Source organism: Candidatus Pelagibacter bacterium nBUS_30, from assembly GCF_051201245.1.
Classification (GTDB): domain Bacteria; phylum Pseudomonadota; class Alphaproteobacteria; order Pelagibacterales; family Pelagibacteraceae; genus Pelagibacter.
Window position 1 is genome coordinate 903,156 of the sequence record NZ_CP172842.1, and the last position, 18,081, is coordinate 921,236.

Consider the following 18,081-nt stretch of genomic DNA (forward strand, 5'->3'; position numbering starts at 1 on the left):
AATTAAAGAAATAAAATGGATCTTAGAATTTTAGAAATAGCTTCTTATACCGAACATAATAAAATTATTGAAAACTTTACTCATAAGTCAAAAAATAAAAATCCATTATGTGGTGATGAAATGGAGATAAGCTTGGTAGTTAAAAATGATGTAATTAAAGATATGGGTTATCAGTGCAAATCTTGCATTTATTGTCAGGCTTCAGTTAGTTTGCTCTCTAGAAAAGTAAAAGATAAGAGCGTAGAAGAAATTAAGGATTTTATCACTAATAGTGAAAAATTATTTGCTGATGTTAAAATTAATATAGAGAAACACTGGAATGATTTTAAAGAAATATTAGATAAAAAAAACCTTGCAAGAAAAGAGTGTTTGTTACTTCCTTTAAAAACTGTTTTAAAAGCTTTAAAAATTTAGATGATAAAAATTACTAAGCCAATTTTACAAAAAGCATTGATAGCAGGTTTTTTTTCTGCATTTACTATTGGTGTATTGACTGTGCTTACTTATAAAAGCACACTAGGATATTTTTTAGCAGGATCATTTGGTTCCTCTATGGTTTTATTATTTGGTTTTCCTGAAAGCCCTTTTGCTCAACCTAAAAATGTTTTTTTTGGTCATCTTGTAACTACTTTAGTGGGTATAATTTTTGTAAATTATATTCCACTTCCAATTTATATTAACATTGCTTTAGCTGTTGGAGCTGGAATTTTTTTTATGATCTTACTAAATATAGTTCACCCTCCTGCTGGTGGTAATCCTATTATAGTTATAATTGGAAGTGTGTCTTATGAATATTTAATTAATCCAATAATTTTTGGATGTATTTTAATTTTGTTATTAGCAATTTTAATTAATAAATTTATTCTAAAAAAAAACTATCCCTTAAAATAAATTATGAGCTCAAAATATAAAATTTTAAGATTTAATTCAGGCAAGTTTGAACAAGTTGATGATTTAGTTTCAATTGAAGAACCATTAGAAATTTCTTTAAAATTTAAAAAACAGAATGATTGGATTACACAAAATTTATCTATAACTATGAGAACCCCAGGTAATGATGAAGATTTGGTTAGAGGTTTTTTATTTAATGAACAAATTGTTAAAGATATTAAAGATATCGAATCTATAGCAAGTTATGGAGATAAAGTTGGACAATATAATATTCAAAATAAAATTTTAGCGACTATTAATAATTCTGAGAATGTTAATATTTCTAAAATCAAAAGAGATTTTTTAACTAATTCTTCCTGTGGTGTTTGTGGCAAGTCATCTTTAGATGCTCTTGAGATAATCAAAAATGATAAAACGAACTCTTTAGAGCCTCAAATTTCAAAAGAAGTCATTATTCAATCACCTAATACACTAAGAGATAATCAATCAGAGTTTAGTAAGACAGGCGGAATTCATGCTAGCGGTCTTTTTAATTCTAATGGAGATTTAGTTGAATTAAGAGAAGATGTGGGAAGACATAATGCTCTAGATAAACTCGTAGGAAGTGTATTGGTTAATCAACAATTAGATCCTAAATCCCAATTTATAACATGTTCCGGTAGATTAAATTTTGAGTTAGTTCAAAAGGTTTTAATGACCAATATTGGCATAATGATTGGTGTTGGTGCGCCAACTAGTCTTGCTATTGATTTAGCGAATAAATTTGACATGACCCTAATAGGTTTCGTAAAGAGAGACAGTTTTAATATTTACACAAATAACAAAAAAGTTATTGTGGGCTAAAAAAAGGGTATTAGTGTCAAAAAATATAAGCAATTTATCAGGTAGAATAGGTTTAAAAGATAATCTATTTAAACAGATTTCAGAAAATACGTTAAGTGATACTCCTAAAGATATTAAAGAAATTGCTAAAGAACATAATTTAGGTGTTTCAACACTTCATGGTGCAGAATCTTTTTACGAATTTTTAAGACCTTCTCATAGAGAGAAAAAAGCATTCGTTTGTAATGGAAGTGCATGTATGTGTGCTGGCACTCAAGACAAGTTAAAGGATACTTTAAAAGAAAAACTTGGTGATAATAAAGTTGGTGAAATGTTTTGTTTAGGCCATTGCTATGAAAATAATGCTTTTCATTATGATGGTGAAAATTTTGCAGGAAAAGATATTGAAAAAATTGATCAAATTTTAAAAGGTGAAGATATTAAGCAAGAAAAATTCTTTTCCAAAAGTTTTGCTACAACAAGTTTTTTAATGGATGATAAGCTTTCATCAACTGATCAATTTAAAGATCAACTTAATAAGTTTTTAAAAACAGATAAAAAAGAAATAGTTAAATCTTTGTTAGACTCTAACTTAACTGGTAGAGGTGGTGCTGGCTTCCCTACAGGAATGAAATGGGATTTTTGCAGCAAAGCAAAAGGAGAAAAAAAATATGTTATCTGTAATGCAGATGAAGGAGACTCTGGAGCATTCTCAGACAGATACTTATTAGAAGATCAACCTCTTAAGGTTATTTTTGGTATGATTATCTGTGGACTAGTAATTGGAAGTGATGAGGGAGTTTTATATATTAGAGGCGAATATCCAAAATCTATCGAAGCTATTAATGGAAGTATTAATGAACTTAAAAAATTAGGTTTACTTGGTGATAACATCTTAGGAACAGATTTTTCTTTTGATTTAGGAATTTGTATTGGACAAGGTGCTTATATTTGTGGAGAAGAAACTGCTTTGATTGCATCTATAGAAGGAAGACGCGCTGAAGTAGATGTCAGACCTCCTTTTCCAGTAACAGAAGGTTTGTACAAAAAACCTACTGTAGTAAATAACGTTGAATCGTTAGCAGCAGCAACTGGAATTTTAATAAATGGATCTGAAAAATTTTCAGCAATAGGTAATAAAAAATCTGCAGGAACAAAATTAGTTTGTCTTGATAGTTTTTTCAATAACCCTGGTGTTTATGAAATTGATATGGGAACTCCTATGAGTAAAATATTTAATGAGATTGGTGGAGGATATAAGGAACCAATTAAAGCATTTCAAATTGGTGGTCCTCTTGGTGGTGTTGTACCATTAAGTGAAATTGATAATTTAAATTTAGATTTTCAAGAATTTACTGCAAAAGGTTTTATGCTAGGACACGCAAGTGTAGTTAGTATTCCAAAAGATTTTTCAATGTCAGAATATATTCATCATTTATTTGAATTTTCTGCAGAAGAGTCTTGTGGAAAATGTTTCCCTGGAAGACTTGGGTCATACAGAGGTAAGGAGATGTTTGATCAAGCAAAGAAAAAAACAGCAAAAATACCCCTTAAATTACTTAATGAATTGCTTGTTACTATGCAAAAAGGTTGTTTATGTGCACTTTGTGGAGCCATCCCTACTCCAATAATGAACATTCTTAAGTACTTTGGAGACGAAATGAAAAATGATATGGTTAAGGATAATTAATGAGTTCTGAAAAAAGAAAAATTGCTTACATTGATGGAAAACCATACGAAATTGGTGCCAATCATACGTCTATTTTAAAATTTGTTAAAAGTTATGTTGGTGAAAAAAAAGTTCCTACTCTTTGTGATGATCCTAATTTAGCTCCTTATGGTGCTTGCCGTGTTTGTTCTGTGGAAGTTGCTTTAGAGAAAGATGGCCCGACAAAAATTGTTGCTTCATGTCATACTCCTGTTGCTGAGAACCAACATATTTTTACATCTAATGAAGCTTTAACAAGTCTTAGAAAAAATATTGTTGAATTAGTTTTAACTGATCATCCTATGGAATGTGACAGTTGTGAAGTGAATAATAATTGTGAACTGCAAACAGTTGCAAATGATTTGGGTATTTCTGATCACAGATATAACAGTCCAAAACAACATAAAGGAATTCCAAGAGACACTTCTCATGATTATATGAGAATGAATTTAGATAATTGTATTAATTGTGGACGATGTGTACGTGCATGTGATGAAATTCAAGGATCATTTGTTTTAACAATGAGTGGTAGAGGTTTTGAGTCTAGGATTACTACAGACAATGATATGATGTTTGGAGACTCTACTTGTGTATCTTGTGGCGCTTGTGCTCATACTTGCCCAACAGATGCCATTTCTGATGTTTTCAAATCAAAATCAGCTGACGTAGATCAAAAGGTTAGGACGACTTGTTCATATTGTGGTGTGGGTTGTAACCTAGAAGCTTCTATCAAAAATAATAAAGTTGTTGCAATTGATACACCTAAAGAAACAGAAGTTAATGCAGGCCATACTTGTATTAAAGGAAGATACGCATTTAGTTTTTATGACCATCCTGACAGATTAAAAACTCCTTTGATCAAAAGAAATGGAAAATTTGAAGAAGCAAGTTGGGATGAGGCTTATGATTTTATAAAAAAAGAAATGAATAGAATTGTAAAAGATAATGGCCCTGATGCTTTTGCTGGTATTTCATCCGCAAGATGCACTAATGAAGAGAACTATGTTTTTCAAAAAATGATAAGAGCCGCTGTTGGAACTAACAGTGTTGATTGTTGTGCAAGAATTTGTCACTCACCAACAGCATGGGGAATGCAACAAACTTTTGGAACAGGTGCTGCAACTAATTCTACTGATGATATTTTTCATGCAGATTTATTTTTAGTGATTGGGGCAAACCCAACTAATGCCCACCCAGTAACTGGTGCAAAAATAAAACAACAAGCAATGAAGGGTAAAAAATTAATTGTTTTAGACCCAATTACAACCGAACTTGCTAAACTTGCTGATTATCATATCAAACTAAGACCAGGTACCAATGTTGCTATTCTTAATATGATGCTGCATTTTATTATTAAATCAAAATTATATAATGTTGATTTTGTAAGAGACCGAACTGAAGGGTTTGATAATTTTATCAAAGAAATTGAAAAACAAGATGTTGATCACTTAGCAAAAGTCGCTGGTGTTGATAAACAATTGGTTAAAGAGGCGGCTATTGCTTACGCAACAGCACAAAACTCCATGGAATTCCATGGTTTAGGGGTAACAGAACACGAACAAGGTTCAAAAACAGTGATGTTAATTGCAGATCTTGCAATGATTACAGGAAATATTGGAAGAAGAGGTGTTGGTGTAAATCCACTAAGAGGACAAAATAATGTTCAAGGTGCAGCAGACATGGGGTGTCAACCGCATCAAGGAGCTGGATACTTTGAGGTGGCTGATGAAAAAAACCAAAAATTTTATACTGAAAAATATGGTGTAACACACCCAACAAAACCAGGTCTTAAAATTCCACAAATGTTTGAAGCAGCAATTGATAAAGAATTAAAAGGTTTATGGATTATTGGTGAGGATATAGTTCAAACTGATCCTAACAGTGCACATGTTGTTGAAGCAATGAACTCATTAGAACTATTAGTTGTGCAAGAAATATTCATGAGTGAGACAGCAAAACTTGCAACTGTAGTATTGCCTGGAGCAACATTCTTAGAAAAAGATGGGACTTTCACAAATACAGAAAGAAGAATTCAAAGAGTTAATAGAGCAGTTGAACCTCTACCAGGAACAAAACCTGACGGGGTTATTGTAACTGATATGATGCAAAAATTAGGTTTTGACCAACCAACATATGATGCTGATCAAGTTCTATCTGAAATTGCTGATGTGGTACCATTCTTTAAAGGAGTTACAAGAAAAAGACTTGGGAAATTAGGATTACAATGGCCTGTTCAAGAAGATGGAACTGATACTCAAATACTTCATACAGAAACATTTAAAATAGGAAAAGGACAACTTAAGAATTTTGATTGGAAAGAGTCTACAGAAATTGAAACTAATAAAAAAGATTATCCATTAATCTTAACAACTAGTCGAGTTCTACAACATTACAATGCAGCAACGATGACTAGACGAACAAGCAATATCAATATTGTAAAAGAGGATGTTTTATTAGTTCATCCAAAAGATGCTGAGCAAAGAGATTTAAATACTGGTGATATTGGAAGGTTATATTCAGGTAGAGGAGAAGTCGCTTTAAAAGTAGAAGTAACAGACAGAGTTAAACAAGGAATTGTGTTTACAACTTTCCATTTTCCAGAACATATGGTTAATATGGTGACTGGACATGGAAAAGATGAAGAGACAATGTGTGCTGAATACAAAGTTTCATCAGTACAAGTTCAAAAAATTTCAAACCAATTTAAAACTGAAGTCAAACCAAAAGAAAATCAGGCAGAAGTAAAATAAGTAAAATGACCATCGGTTGGCATTTTGATAACACTTATTCAAAACTATCAAATACTTTTAAAGAAGAAATTAAACCAACACCTGTTCATAATCCTACAGTTGTAATTTTAAATGATAATCTAGCTAAAGATTTAAATTTAGATTTTTCAAACATTTCTAAGAAAGATTTATCTGAAATATTTTCTGGAAATAAAATACCAAAAGATATTACAACTATTGCACAAGCTTATGCTGGTCATCAATTTGGTCACTTTACAATGCTTGGAGATGGAAGAGCTATTCTTTTAGGTGAACACATAGCAAGTAATAACAAGCGTTTTGATGTTCAGTTTAAAGGCTCTGGACGAACATCGTTTTCAAGAACTGGAGATGGTCGTGCTGTTTTAGGCCCTATGTTAAGAGAATATATAATTAGTGAGGCAATAAATGCGTTAAAAATTCCAACTACCAGAAGTCTTGCTGTAGTGAAAACTGGTGAGAAAGTAGTAAGAGAAAATTTATTACCAGGAGCAATTTTAACAAGAGTAGCATCAAGTCATATTCGTGTTGGTACTTTTCAATACATTGCTGCAAAGCAAAATTTAGATGATTTAAATACTTTGGTTAATTACACAATAGACAGACATTACCCTGAAATTAAATCATCCAATAATAAAGCTTTAGATTTACTTAACCTTGTAATGGAAAGACAATGTAAATTGGTAGTTGATTGGATGCGTGTTGGTTTTATTCATGGAGTAATGAACACAGATAATATGGCGATCTCAGGTGAAACAATTGATTATGGCCCTTGTGCATTTATGAATCAATATGATCCTAAAACAGTTTTTAGCTCTATTGATAAATTTGGGAGATATTCATTTTCTAATCAACCCCCAATTACTAAATGGAATTTAGCAAGATTTGCCGAATGTCTAATTCCAATAATCAATAAAGATGAAGATACTGCTATTAAATTAGCAACCGAGACTATTGATAACTTTCAAAATATATATGAAGAAAAATGGTTAAATATGATGAGAGATAAACTTGGTTTATATGGAAATGATAAAAATGACAAAAAACTTATTAATGATTTATTAAATTGGATGCAAAAAAATAAAGCAGATTATACAAATACATTTTGTTATTTAATGAATATTAAGATTAATGATCAAATTTACAAAGATGAGCATTTTGTTAAATGGTATAATGAATGGCAAAAAAGAATTTCTAAAAATAACAATTCAAAAGAAAAATCTCTTAAACTTATGAATAATGTTAACCCAATTATCATACCAAGAAATCATAAAGTCGAAGAGGCCTTAACAGCTGCTAATGAGGATAATTTAGAGGTAATGAATAAGTTGCTATCAATATTGAGTAAACCTTATGAGAAACAAGTTGATATACAAGATTATCAATTACCTTTAAATAATAAAGATTATCAAACTTTTTGTGGAACTTAATTTATAAGACGTATGGTTCGGGTCTTGCGCTATTTCCAAGAACTCTTTCGACAGCAAAATCACTGATATCAATTGTTTGATAAGATCCTGTTGTTATCAATTCAGTCAAAGCTCTTCCAATACCAGGCGCTTGCATTAAACCTCTACCAGTAAATCCAGATGCCATATAAACATTATCAAATTTTGGATGTTTGCCTACCACTGCATTATTATCTAATTTATTGCAATCATAAAAGCCAGCCCAACCACCCGTTAATTTTAATTCTTCAAACGCAGGTATTCTTTGAGCTAATGCTGGCCATACTAATTCTTCGAAATCATTCCAAGCCGGTTCTAAATCTGTTGCATCAAAAACTGAATTGGGTGAGCCTGCTAGATACTCTCCACCTTCAGGTCTCCAATAAACACCTGTTGTTAAATCTCCAACAAGAGGCATTTCTTTTATGTATTTTGGGCATTTAACCCTAAAAACTGTGTGTTTTTGAGGAACTACCGGTATATCTTCTAACAATTCTTTAGTCCAACAACCTGCTGCTGATACTATTGTTTTAGCTTTAATTTCTGAAATACTTTTTACTTCTCCTTTAATAAATTCAGCTCCTAATTCAATTGCCTTACTTTTTAAAGCACTATGAAACATAAATGGATCAATCCAACCTTCGCTTTGGTTATCGGTATAAGTTGCTGTTTCAACACCTTCACTATTTATGTAGGGAAATATTTTTGACAACTCTGAGCCTTTAATATTTTTTGTTCCTGCTTCACAAGCTTTATGATTTTCGAGAGCTTTATATTGTTCATCTGCATGTTCTGGACCAAACATTAATAAATAACCATTAGTTACCATACTAGCAGTTGGATTAGGATTCTTTTCAGTTTTTAATAGATCTGGAATTTGATAAATAAATTCTCTTGCAAATTTACCAAGTAAAATGTTTTCTTTTTGAAAAAATTGTCTTCTAAAGCCACCTAAAGATAATGGAAATGAAGCCGTTTTGTAAGTTGGATCTCTTTCTATTACTTTTACTTTTCTGCCCTCTTTGGATAAAAAATAAGCACTTGCAGCCCCTATTATACCACCACCAATTATAACAACATCATCCATAATCAATTTAATATTATTAAGTTAAAATTTAAAATCAAAGCAAAACTACACCACAATAAATAGGGTACCATCAAATATGAACTTACTAAGTTGACGCGCTTAAATCTAACAATAAGAATAATAATTAAACCAATTAGCGCTATCAGCACAATTAAAGCTAATAACATATGATGAAATACAAAAAAAACTATACTCCAAGTTGTATTGAAAATCAGATGAATAAAATAGATATAAACAGTGTTCATATCTCTATTTTTATTATGCCAAAAAATCCATATTGCAATTGTCATCATCAAATATAGTGCTGTCCAAACTGGAGCAAATATCCAATCTGGAGGATTGAATGATGGCTTGTTTAGCAACGAATACCATGGCTCTTTAAAGCTAATTGTTGCCAAACCTCCAATTAAAGAAGCTGAATATGTGATTAAACTAAATAGTAAGAATGATATGAATTTGTTTTTTAACATATTTCTATTATACAATAAATTATGGAAGAAAAAAAAGTTATTTGGATAACAGGCGCAAGCAGTGGAATTGGTAAAGCTGTAGCAACTAAATTTGCAAAAAAAGGATGGATAGTGGCTGCATCCGCAAGACGCGAAAACTTACTAAATGAACTTAAAGAAATTAATGAAAATATTTATCCCTTCCCTTTAGACGTTACAGATATTGATAAATGTAAATTAGTTGCATCAAGTATAATTAATCAATTTAAAAATATTGATATTTGTTTATTTGGTACTGGAATGCATGATCCTAAATCAGAAAAAAAATTTAATTTAGAAAAAGTAAGAGAAATTATGGAGGTAAATTATTTTGGAACAATGAATTCTATAAATTCTATCTACGATTATTTTTCTGAAAAAAAAAATGGTCAAATATCGATAATTTCCTCTGTGGCTGGTTATCGAGGCTTGCCAGCTGCTGGTGCATATTGTGCTTCTAAAGCTGCACTTACTAGTTTTGCAGAGAGTTTAAATTTTGATATGCAAATGAAAAATGTACGTGTTTCACTTGTTAGTCCTGGTTTTATTAAAACACCAATGACCGATCAAAATGATTTTCCGATGCCGATGATTAAAACACCTGAATTTGCAGCAAATGAAATTTACAAAGGTTTAACTGTGAAAAAAAGTTTTGAAATACACTTTCCAAAAGCTTTTACATATTTTTTAAAATTTTTACAAATTCTACCAAGTAGTATTTATTTCAAATTAGTTTCTAAGGGTATGAAAAAGATAGATTACTAATCTTTTACAAAAACTACCGTTAACTCAGCTACTTTAATTCCAAACTTCGTCATTGTTGCTCTGTTTATTGCAACTCTATCGTCTTGTTTAAAAATCCAATCATCAAATGTGATTTTCATTTCCTTGCCTTTAACAGGAACTAATAGAACATATTCAAACTTAAATGCAGGTCCATAAGAGTATCCTATCGCTTTACCAACTACATCTCCTGCTGTGCCTTCATAATTATTTTCATCTATTTTGTTGATGGTCCATTCTCTATTTTGCACTTCGCCATCGTCCCAATTAAATTTTTCTTTTAAAATTAACTGTTTGCCATCCCAAGTTCCATCTAAGTCTGCAGAAAATTGTCTTGTTACTTTACCAGATCTGTTTTGGAGTACGCCCCATGCTTTAACATTTCCCGTTAAATACTCTTCAATTATTAATCTTGGTTCTTTATTTTTAAAATCTTCTGGTTTCATTGCACTATTGTTTGAGCAACTTGTAATTAAGAATAATGAAATTATCAATAAAATTGATCTAATAATATTTAAATGACGCATTTGTATCTCCTCTATGTATTATTTATTTTGAAGTGAAAATTGAATTAAATCAATATTTTTTGATTTAAAACCTGCCTCACAATACGAAAGGTAAAATTCCCACATTCGTTTAAAAGTTAAATCAAAACCTTGGTTTTTAATTAAATCCCATTTTTTATTAAATTCATCCCTCCATAAAGCTAAAGTATCCGCATAATGATCTGCATAAGAGATGTAAGAATTTACAGTTAATCCATTATTAGACACAAGTTTATTAATGGTATTTTTATTTGGTAAAAACCCACCTGGAAAAATATATTTTTGAATGAAATCTTGTTTATTTTTATACCTATCAAACAAGCTATCATCTATAGTAATAGCTTGGATAGCAGCCATACCCCCGTCAGATAAATTATGTTTAATTGTTTTGAAATAACTCTCTAAATAATTTTGACCCACAGCCTCAATCATTTCAATTGATGCTATCGAGTTATATTTTCCCTTTAGGTCTCGGTAATCTTTAATTTCTATATTAACCTTTTCATTTAAACCACAGTTATGAATTCTCTTTTTTGCATATTCAAATTGTTTCTTTGAAATGGTAATGCAATCTAGTTTAACATCATAATTTTTACCCAAATATTCAGCAAATCCACCCCACCCACATCCAATTTCCAAAACTCTATCACCATTATTGGGTTGAATTAAATTAATTAACTTTTGATATTTGTTATTTTGTGCATCAGACAAATCTTTATTTTGATCATCAAATATTGCACTTGAATATGTGAGAGTTTTGTCTAACCAAATGGAGAAAAAATCATTTCCAAGATCATAATGTTTTGCAATATTTTCTTTACTTCTGGTTTTTGTATTTTTAATAAATCTATTTTTAATAAAATTTAAAAATTTTAAATCTAATAAACCTGCAAATTTATGTATTATATTAATATTTCTTGCTGTTAATTCAATTAAGTCAGACAAATTATTAGTTTCAAATTCATCTCTCATGTAACATTCAGCAAATCCTACACTTCCACCTTTGATTAAATTATAATTTAATGCAGGAGTTTTTATCTCTAAATTAGCTTTTAATTTATCATTGGGATTACCAAATTTTAATACTTCTCCAGAAAAGGTTGTGACTTCTAAAAAACCAACATTTATCCTTTTAAGGATACTAAAAACTACTTTATCTGCAATACTGTAAAGAAACATTAATTTTCAATTGTTATATTATTTTTAATTTTATTTTTTTTTTTATGAATTTAATTCCTTTTGTCCATAGTTTAAACGCTTCATAATGTATCGCTAGAATGATCTTAAAAGTCATTATCGGATGTTTTAAATATGATTTAATTAAACATTTTGTATTAAAATCTGACCTAACACCATCTTGTGAAGCATATAAAATTTTATCCTGGGCATCATATTGATCAATTATCACTGATATTTTGTTTCCTGGTTTTAATAATCGAAAAAAATAATTACAATCCATTTCAATAAATGGAGATACATGAAATTTTTTAGAACAATTATTTTGTATTAAATTCACATCTTTTTCTACTCGAAATATATAGGTGTGTTGTTCACCAAATGTATTTTTAACTTCATAAAGGATTGAAATTAATTGATCATTTATATTATAAACATAAAAAACACTTAGAGGATTAAATACAAAACCAAAAATTCTTGGATAACATAAAATTTTTATTTTTATATCTTCAGTAGAAATATTATTTTTTTTTAAATTATTATGTACCCATTGTACTAACGAGGAACCATTTCTTTCACCATGGTCTTTTTCATGAAAGCTGATTAAATTAAATTTATTATATGAAAAAAACCTAACTTTTTTATCTAATGTTTCAAGTTCAGAGAGATCTATTAATAATGAGAACACATTATATTTGAAATAATGGACCTTTGGTTTAAACCTTTTATGTATTACCTGACCGTTATATATGGATGAATTAATCATTTAAGGTTTTAAGCATTTCAATAGAAGATTTTATGCCATCTTCGTGAAATCCGTAACCAAAATAACTTCCTGCAAACAGAGTATTATTTGTATTTTGAATAGAGTTTAATTTTGACTGATTTTTCAATGCATTTTCGTCATAATATGGATGTGTAAAATCTACTTCATTATAAATTTTTTTAGGATCAATTTTAAAAAAAGGATTTATTGTCAAAAAAATATTTTTATTGATCTTTAAATTTTGTAATTGATTTAACCAATAGGTGACTGATGAATTTTCTTTGTTATTTGGGTCTAATGAAGAATTCCAAGAACACCATGCTTTTTTATTTTTTGGCATTGAGTTTTCATCAGAATGAATTACCGCAATATTTTTTCTATATTTAAAATTATTTAATATTTTTTTTTCTTGATCAGTAGCATCTGAAATAATCTTTAAACTCTCGTCTGCATGTGATGCGAGAACAACTTTGTCATAAGTAAAAAATTCATTTTCTGATCCATAATAAACTTTCACTCCATTATTACCTCTTACAATTTTATTAATCTCATAATTCTTATAATATTCTCCACTTATATTTGATAAAATTTTATTAACATAAGTTTTGCTTCTATTAGAAACTGTAAACCACTGAGGTCTGTTTTTAAGCTTAAACAATCCATGATTTTTAAAAAAATTTAAAAAGAATGATAGTGGCATCTGTGACGCCTCATAAGGTGGCATTGACCATATCGCTGAAACCATTGGTATTATATGATAATCTATAAAGAAATTAGTTTTATTAATTTTTTTTAAATATTCTCCAAGTGTAATGTTATTTTCAAGTGTGTTGGGATCTAAATTTTCACATCTTTTATAAAAATTAATTATTTCAAAAAACATTTTTACAAATTTATAATTTAATAAATTTAACTTATTTGAAAAAATACCATTTAAACCTTTGCCACAATATTCGATATTAGTTTCTTTAACATTGACTGAAAATGACATGTCGCTTTCTTCAATTTCAATCTCATTTTCTTTAAAAAAATTAATTAAATTTGGGTATGTGGTCTTATTAAAAACCATAAAACCAATATCAACAGCAACTCTTTCTTTGTCATTATATTCAACATCTAATGTATATGAATGACCACCAAAACGATCTTGTTTTTCAAACAAATCAACTTTATGTTTTTTAGATAAATAGTAAGCTGAGCTTAGTCCTGATATTCCTGAACCTACTACTGCAATTTTCATTTAATAATTTTTATGCAGCTGTGTCTTCGTATTCATCCATTGATGGACATGTACAAAACAGATTTTTATCTCCGTAAACATTATCTACTCTTCCAACTGGTGGCCAATATTTGACTGTTTTTAAAAATTCAGATGGATAAGCTGCTTCCTCTCTCTCATATTTATGTTCCCATTTATTGGAGGCTAACTCAAGATGAGTATGTGGCGCATTCTTAACTGGATTATCTAATTTATCATATTCGCCTGAATGAATTTTATCAATTTCTTGTTTAATTTTTTTAAGAGTTGAACAAAATCTATTTATTTCACTCAAACTTTCACTCTCAGTTGGCTCAATCATCATTGTACCGGCAACTGGCCAGGACATTGTAGGTGCGTGATAACCAAAATCTATTAAACGTTTAGCTATATCTTCTTCAGTAACACCTGTATCAGCCTTTATTTTTCTAATATCAATAATACATTCATGAGCTACATTCCCACTTTTTCCTTTATATAAAATTGGAAATGAGTCTTGTAATTTATGGGCAATATAATTAGCATTTAATATAGCAACTTGTGATGCTTTCTTTAAACCTTCAGAACCCATCATTTTTATATACATCCATGAAATTGATAAAATGCTCGAGCTTCCCCAAGGTGCGGCTGAAACTGCTCCAATTCCTGTTGCAGGCCCACAATCTTTAATTACCGAATGTTTTGGTAAGAAAGTCTCTAAATGTTTTTTACATGCTATTGGTCCCATTCCTGGTCCACCTCCACCATGAGGAATACAAAATGTTTTATGTAAATTTATGTGACATACATCTGGACCAAATTTTCCTGGTTTTGCAATACCAACTAATGCATTTAAGTTTGCCCCATCCATATAAACTTGTCCGCCATGATCATGGATAAGCTTACAAATATCAGTTATTTTTTCCTCAAAAACACCGTGTGTTGAAGGATATGTAACCATTAATGCTGCTAAATTATCTTTATGTTCTTCAGCTTTTTTCTTTAAGTCTTCAAAGTCCACATTTCCATGATCATCACATTTAACCACAACTACTTTCATGCCAACCATCTGCGCACTTGCAGGATTTGTGCCATGAGCAGAACTCGGGATTAAACAAACATTACGATTAGTCTCATTATTTTTTTCATGAAATTTACGAATTACCATTAGCCCAGCAAACTCACCTTGAGCACCAGCATTTGGTTGAAGAGATACACCTGAAAAACCTGTAATTGATCTCAGCCAGTTTTTTAAATCGGTAAACAGTTCTCTATAACCATCCATTTGTTCTACTGGAGAAAAAGGGTGTGGTTGTGAAAATTCTTTCCAAGTAACTGGAATCATTTCAGATACTGCATTCAACTTCATTGTACATGAGCCTAAAGCTATCATTGATCTATTTAAAGCAATGTCAGCATCTTCTAGTTTTTTTAAATATCTAAGCATTTCAGTTTCTGAATGATAACTATTAAAAACTGGATGATCTAGATAAGTCGAACTTCTCAATAAATTTTTTGGGATATTAGATAAGCTTTCATTCATTGACTCTTTAATGGTTTCTGAACAATTAAAAATTTTAAGCAATTGATTTGCTCTGTATAGATTTTTTCTTTCATCAAAAGAAACTGCAAGCATCTCTGAACTTACTCTTCTGATGTTAACACCTTCATCTAAAGCATTTTTATAAATCTTATCAGTCTTATCTAAAGTTTTTACAGTTACAGTGTCAAAAAAATGATCTGAATAAAGCTCATATCCAGATTGCTTTAACTTATCTGCAAAATTTTTAGTTAACTGAGAAACACTTTCTGAAATTTTTTTAATTCCTTTTGGTCCATGATAGACAGCATAAGCTGCAGACACTATTGCTAACAAAGCTTGGGCAGTACAAATATTACTTGTCGCCTTATCTCTTCTTATGTGTTGCTCTCTAGTTTGAAGTGCTAATCTATATGCTTTTTTTCCGTGCCTATCGACAGAAACTCCGACTATTCTACCTGGCATAGATCTTTTGTATTCATCTTTTGTAGCAAAAAATGCTGCATGCGGACCGCCATAACCCATTGGAATACCAAATCTTTGTGAACTTCCAACAGCAATATCTGCTCCTAACTCTGCAGGTGTTTTTAATTTGGCTAGAGCCAGCAAATCACAAACTAATACTGCCTTACCTTTATTTTTATGTATTTTGCTTATAGCTTCACTAGGATCTTTAATATCTCCTAATGTACCGGGATAACTAATTATACCACAAATAATCTCATCCTTAATATCACTATCCTCATCACCGACAATTACTTCTACCCCCAAAGGTTCCGCTCTAGTTTTAATGACTTCAATTGTTTGTGGATGACAATTTTTAGATACAAAAACTTTATTTGAGTCTGTTTTAGAAATTCTATAACTTAAACCCATAGCTTCCGCTGCAGCAGTTCCTTCATCTAAAAGTGAAGCATTAGCAATATCCATACCTGTAAAATCAATAATCATCTGTTGAAAATTCATTAACATCTCAAGTCTACCTTGAGCCACTTCAGGCTGATATGGTGTATAAGAAGTATACCATCCTGGGTTTTCTAATATATTTCTTAATATAACGTAAGGTGTGTAAGTTCCATAATAGCCCATTCCTATAAAGCTTGAATAAACTTTATTTTTTTTTGAAATATTCTTTAATTTTCTAAGTGCCTTATATTCAGAATTCGGATCTCCTATATCTAAATTATCTTTCAGCAAAATATTTTCTGGTACAGTATTTTTTATCAACTCGTCTAGATTCTTATACCCTAACTCTTTGAGCATAATATTTTGTTCTTCAACGGAAGGACCTATATGTCTTTGGATAAAATCTTTTTGAGCATTTTTTAACATTTAACTACCACTCTCCTTTGCAAATTTATCGTATTCTTCTTTATTCATCAAACTATCCAGTTCATTTTTATCCTTAATTTTCAATTTGAAAAACCAAGCATCATTTTCAGGGTCTGAATTAATTTTACCAGGATCATCAACTATTGATTGATTGTTTTCCATTACCTCACCAGATATAGGTGTAAAAACATCACTTGCTGCTTTAGTTGACTCAACTACTCCTGCATTTCCATCTTTTTCAACTGAAGAACCTACGTCAGGTAACTCTACAAACACAATATCTCCCAACATTTCAGTTGCATGTTGAGTGATGCCTATTGTACCTACATCACCTTCTATTTTAATCCACTCATGTTCTTTGGAATATTTAACTTCACTCATTTCTTTGCTCCTTTCACATAACTTTTTTTATAAAATGGTAATCCACAAATATTTGCTGGATGTTTTTTTCCCCTTACTTCAAGAAAAACTTTTGTATTGTTTTTTGAAAACTCTTTTTCAACATAACCCATAGCAACTGGTCCGCTTACACTAGGCCCAAAAGTACCACTTGTGATTTCACCTATAACCAGTTCATCTTCATTAAAAATTTTAGTTTTTTCTCTAGCTATCAATCTTCCTTCTGGCTTGACGCCAACTCGGATTTTTTTAGTACCATCATTAATTTGGCTCATAATTATATCTGAACCTATAAACCCACCATTTGCCATACGATCTTTAGATATGGCCCATTTAAGATTAGCCTCAATTGGGGTTTTATCTATTCCAAGCTCATGACCATATAAACACAATCCTGCCTCTAATCTCAAGGTATCTCTGGCTCCAAGTCCAATGAGTTGAGCTCCATTTTCAATTAATTTTTTTGTGAATTCTTCAGCTAAATTATTAGGCACAGAAACCTCAAAACCATCTTCACCCGTATAACCCGATCTAGTTACAAATAATTTTTGTTCCTTATAAACAAACCAGTTTCCAGTCATAAAACTTAGTTCACTCACACCATTGATAATTGTATCCAAAATCTCTACTGATTTAGGCCCTTGAACAGCTATTAAAGATCTATTTTCATCTAAGTTCATCTTATATTTATCATTAAGAAGTTCAGATATGATTTTAAAATCATTGTCCTTACAGGCTGCATTTAATATTACTAAATAACCTCCTTCTATTTTTGTGATAATCAAATCATCATAAATTCCAGCAGTATCATTCATTAAAAAACTATATTTTGATGTATTTATTTTCAAATTCTTTAAATTTAGAGGAAAGATTTTTTCTAAATCTTCAGTCAAACTATCATCGCCATAAATAAATAATTGCCCCATATGAGAAACATCAAAAATTCCAGAATGTGATCTTGTGTATTTATGTTCTTCAACAATACCTTTGTTGTATTGTATTGGCATTTGATAACCCGCAAATTCTACAAATTTAGCTTTGTTATCTTGATGAAGTTTATTTAATGATGTTTTTTTTATTTCCATACTAAC

Annotated in this window: 16 protein-coding genes; 7 read left to right on the forward strand and 9 right to left on the reverse strand. The window is 30.3% G+C overall.

Features of this window, described 5'->3' with window-relative positions; translation table 11 throughout:
- Window positions 1–15: 15 nt before the first annotated feature.
- The 6 genes from ACIJYE_RS04940 to ACIJYE_RS04965 are packed head-to-tail and all read left to right on the forward strand — an operon-like array spanning window position 16 to window position 7,619.
- Entirely contained in the window at window positions 16–414 is a 399-nt protein-coding gene (locus ACIJYE_RS04940) for an iron-sulfur cluster assembly scaffold protein (protein WP_435089685.1), read from the forward strand.
- Window positions 415–891, forward strand: coding sequence for an HPP family protein (locus tag ACIJYE_RS04945; protein ID WP_435089686.1), 477 nt, complete (start codon window positions 415–417; stop codon window positions 889–891).
- Window positions 892–894: 3 nt separating this feature from the next.
- Window positions 895–1,734 (forward strand): formate dehydrogenase accessory sulfurtransferase FdhD, encoded by an 840-nt coding sequence (gene fdhD, locus ACIJYE_RS04950; protein ID WP_435089687.1) that lies wholly within the window; start codon window positions 895–897, stop codon window positions 1,732–1,734.
- Window positions 1,735–1,747: 13 nt separating this feature from the next.
- The gene (locus tag ACIJYE_RS04955) at window positions 1,748–3,403 is read left to right on the forward strand and encodes an NADH-ubiquinone oxidoreductase-F iron-sulfur binding region domain-containing protein (protein WP_435089689.1); all 1,656 of its coding nucleotides are present in this window, start codon (window positions 1,748–1,750) and stop codon (window positions 3,401–3,403) included.
- Window positions 3,403–6,171: a formate dehydrogenase subunit alpha gene (fdhF, locus tag ACIJYE_RS04960; protein ID WP_435089691.1), complete on the forward strand. Its 2,769-nt coding sequence runs from the start codon at window positions 3,403–3,405 to the stop codon at window positions 6,169–6,171. The genes ACIJYE_RS04955 and fdhF overlap by 1 nt, the downstream gene beginning before the upstream one ends.
- Before the next feature lie 5 nt (window positions 6,172–6,176).
- Entirely contained in the window at window positions 6,177–7,619 is a 1,443-nt protein-coding gene (locus ACIJYE_RS04965; protein ID WP_435089692.1) for a protein adenylyltransferase SelO, read from the forward strand.
- A gap of 1 nt (window position 7,620) precedes the next feature.
- On the opposite strand, the gene ACIJYE_RS04970 is transcribed toward ACIJYE_RS04965, so the two are convergent.
- Both ACIJYE_RS04970 and ACIJYE_RS04975 read right to left on the reverse strand, forming a co-directional pair.
- Window positions 7,621–8,724, reverse strand: coding sequence for an NAD(P)/FAD-dependent oxidoreductase (locus tag ACIJYE_RS04970; protein WP_435089693.1), 1,104 nt, complete (start codon window positions 8,722–8,724; stop codon window positions 7,621–7,623).
- Between the two features lie 2 nt (window positions 8,725–8,726).
- Window positions 8,727–9,194: a TspO/MBR family protein gene (locus ACIJYE_RS04975; protein ID WP_435089695.1), complete on the reverse strand. Its 468-nt coding sequence runs from the start codon at window positions 9,192–9,194 to the stop codon at window positions 8,727–8,729.
- Window positions 9,195–9,215: 21 nt separating this feature from the next.
- On the opposite strand from ACIJYE_RS04975, the gene ACIJYE_RS04980 reads away from it, so the two are divergent.
- The gene (locus ACIJYE_RS04980; protein ID WP_435089697.1) at window positions 9,216–9,977 is read left to right on the forward strand and encodes an SDR family NAD(P)-dependent oxidoreductase; all 762 of its coding nucleotides are present in this window, start codon (window positions 9,216–9,218) and stop codon (window positions 9,975–9,977) included.
- Here the strand turns inward: ACIJYE_RS04980 and ACIJYE_RS04985 are convergent.
- Genes ACIJYE_RS04985 through gcvT form a run of 7 tightly spaced genes read right to left on the reverse strand, consistent with a single transcriptional unit; the run spans window position 9,974 to window position 18,075 of the window.
- Window positions 9,974–10,522: a DUF3833 domain-containing protein gene (locus ACIJYE_RS04985; protein WP_435085270.1), complete on the reverse strand. Its 549-nt coding sequence runs from the start codon at window positions 10,520–10,522 to the stop codon at window positions 9,974–9,976. The genes ACIJYE_RS04980 and ACIJYE_RS04985 overlap by 4 nt on opposite strands.
- Window positions 10,523–10,540: 18 nt before the next feature.
- A complete protein-coding gene (locus tag ACIJYE_RS04990; protein ID WP_435089698.1) occupies window positions 10,541–11,719 on the reverse strand; it encodes a class I SAM-dependent methyltransferase in 1,179 nt (392 codons plus the stop codon).
- A gap of 13 nt (window positions 11,720–11,732) precedes the next feature.
- Complete coding sequence (locus ACIJYE_RS04995) at window positions 11,733–12,482, reverse strand: DUF1365 domain-containing protein (protein ID WP_435089699.1); 750 nt, start codon at window positions 12,480–12,482, stop codon at window positions 11,733–11,735.
- Window positions 12,475–13,722, reverse strand: coding sequence for an NAD(P)/FAD-dependent oxidoreductase (locus tag ACIJYE_RS05000; RefSeq protein WP_435089700.1), 1,248 nt, complete (start codon window positions 13,720–13,722; stop codon window positions 12,475–12,477). Before ACIJYE_RS05000 ends, ACIJYE_RS04995 begins: the two co-directional genes overlap by 8 nt.
- A gap of 10 nt (window positions 13,723–13,732) precedes the next feature.
- Window positions 13,733–16,591, reverse strand: coding sequence for an aminomethyl-transferring glycine dehydrogenase (gcvP, locus tag ACIJYE_RS05005; RefSeq protein ID WP_435089702.1), 2,859 nt, complete (start codon window positions 16,589–16,591; stop codon window positions 13,733–13,735).
- Entirely contained in the window at window positions 16,592–16,972 is a 381-nt protein-coding gene (gcvH, locus tag ACIJYE_RS05010; protein ID WP_435089704.1) for a glycine cleavage system protein GcvH, read from the reverse strand.
- Entirely contained in the window at window positions 16,969–18,075 is a 1,107-nt protein-coding gene (gcvT, locus tag ACIJYE_RS05015; protein WP_435089706.1) for a glycine cleavage system aminomethyltransferase GcvT, read from the reverse strand. Before gcvT ends, gcvH begins: the two co-directional genes overlap by 4 nt.
- Window positions 18,076–18,081: the final 6 nt, after the last annotated feature.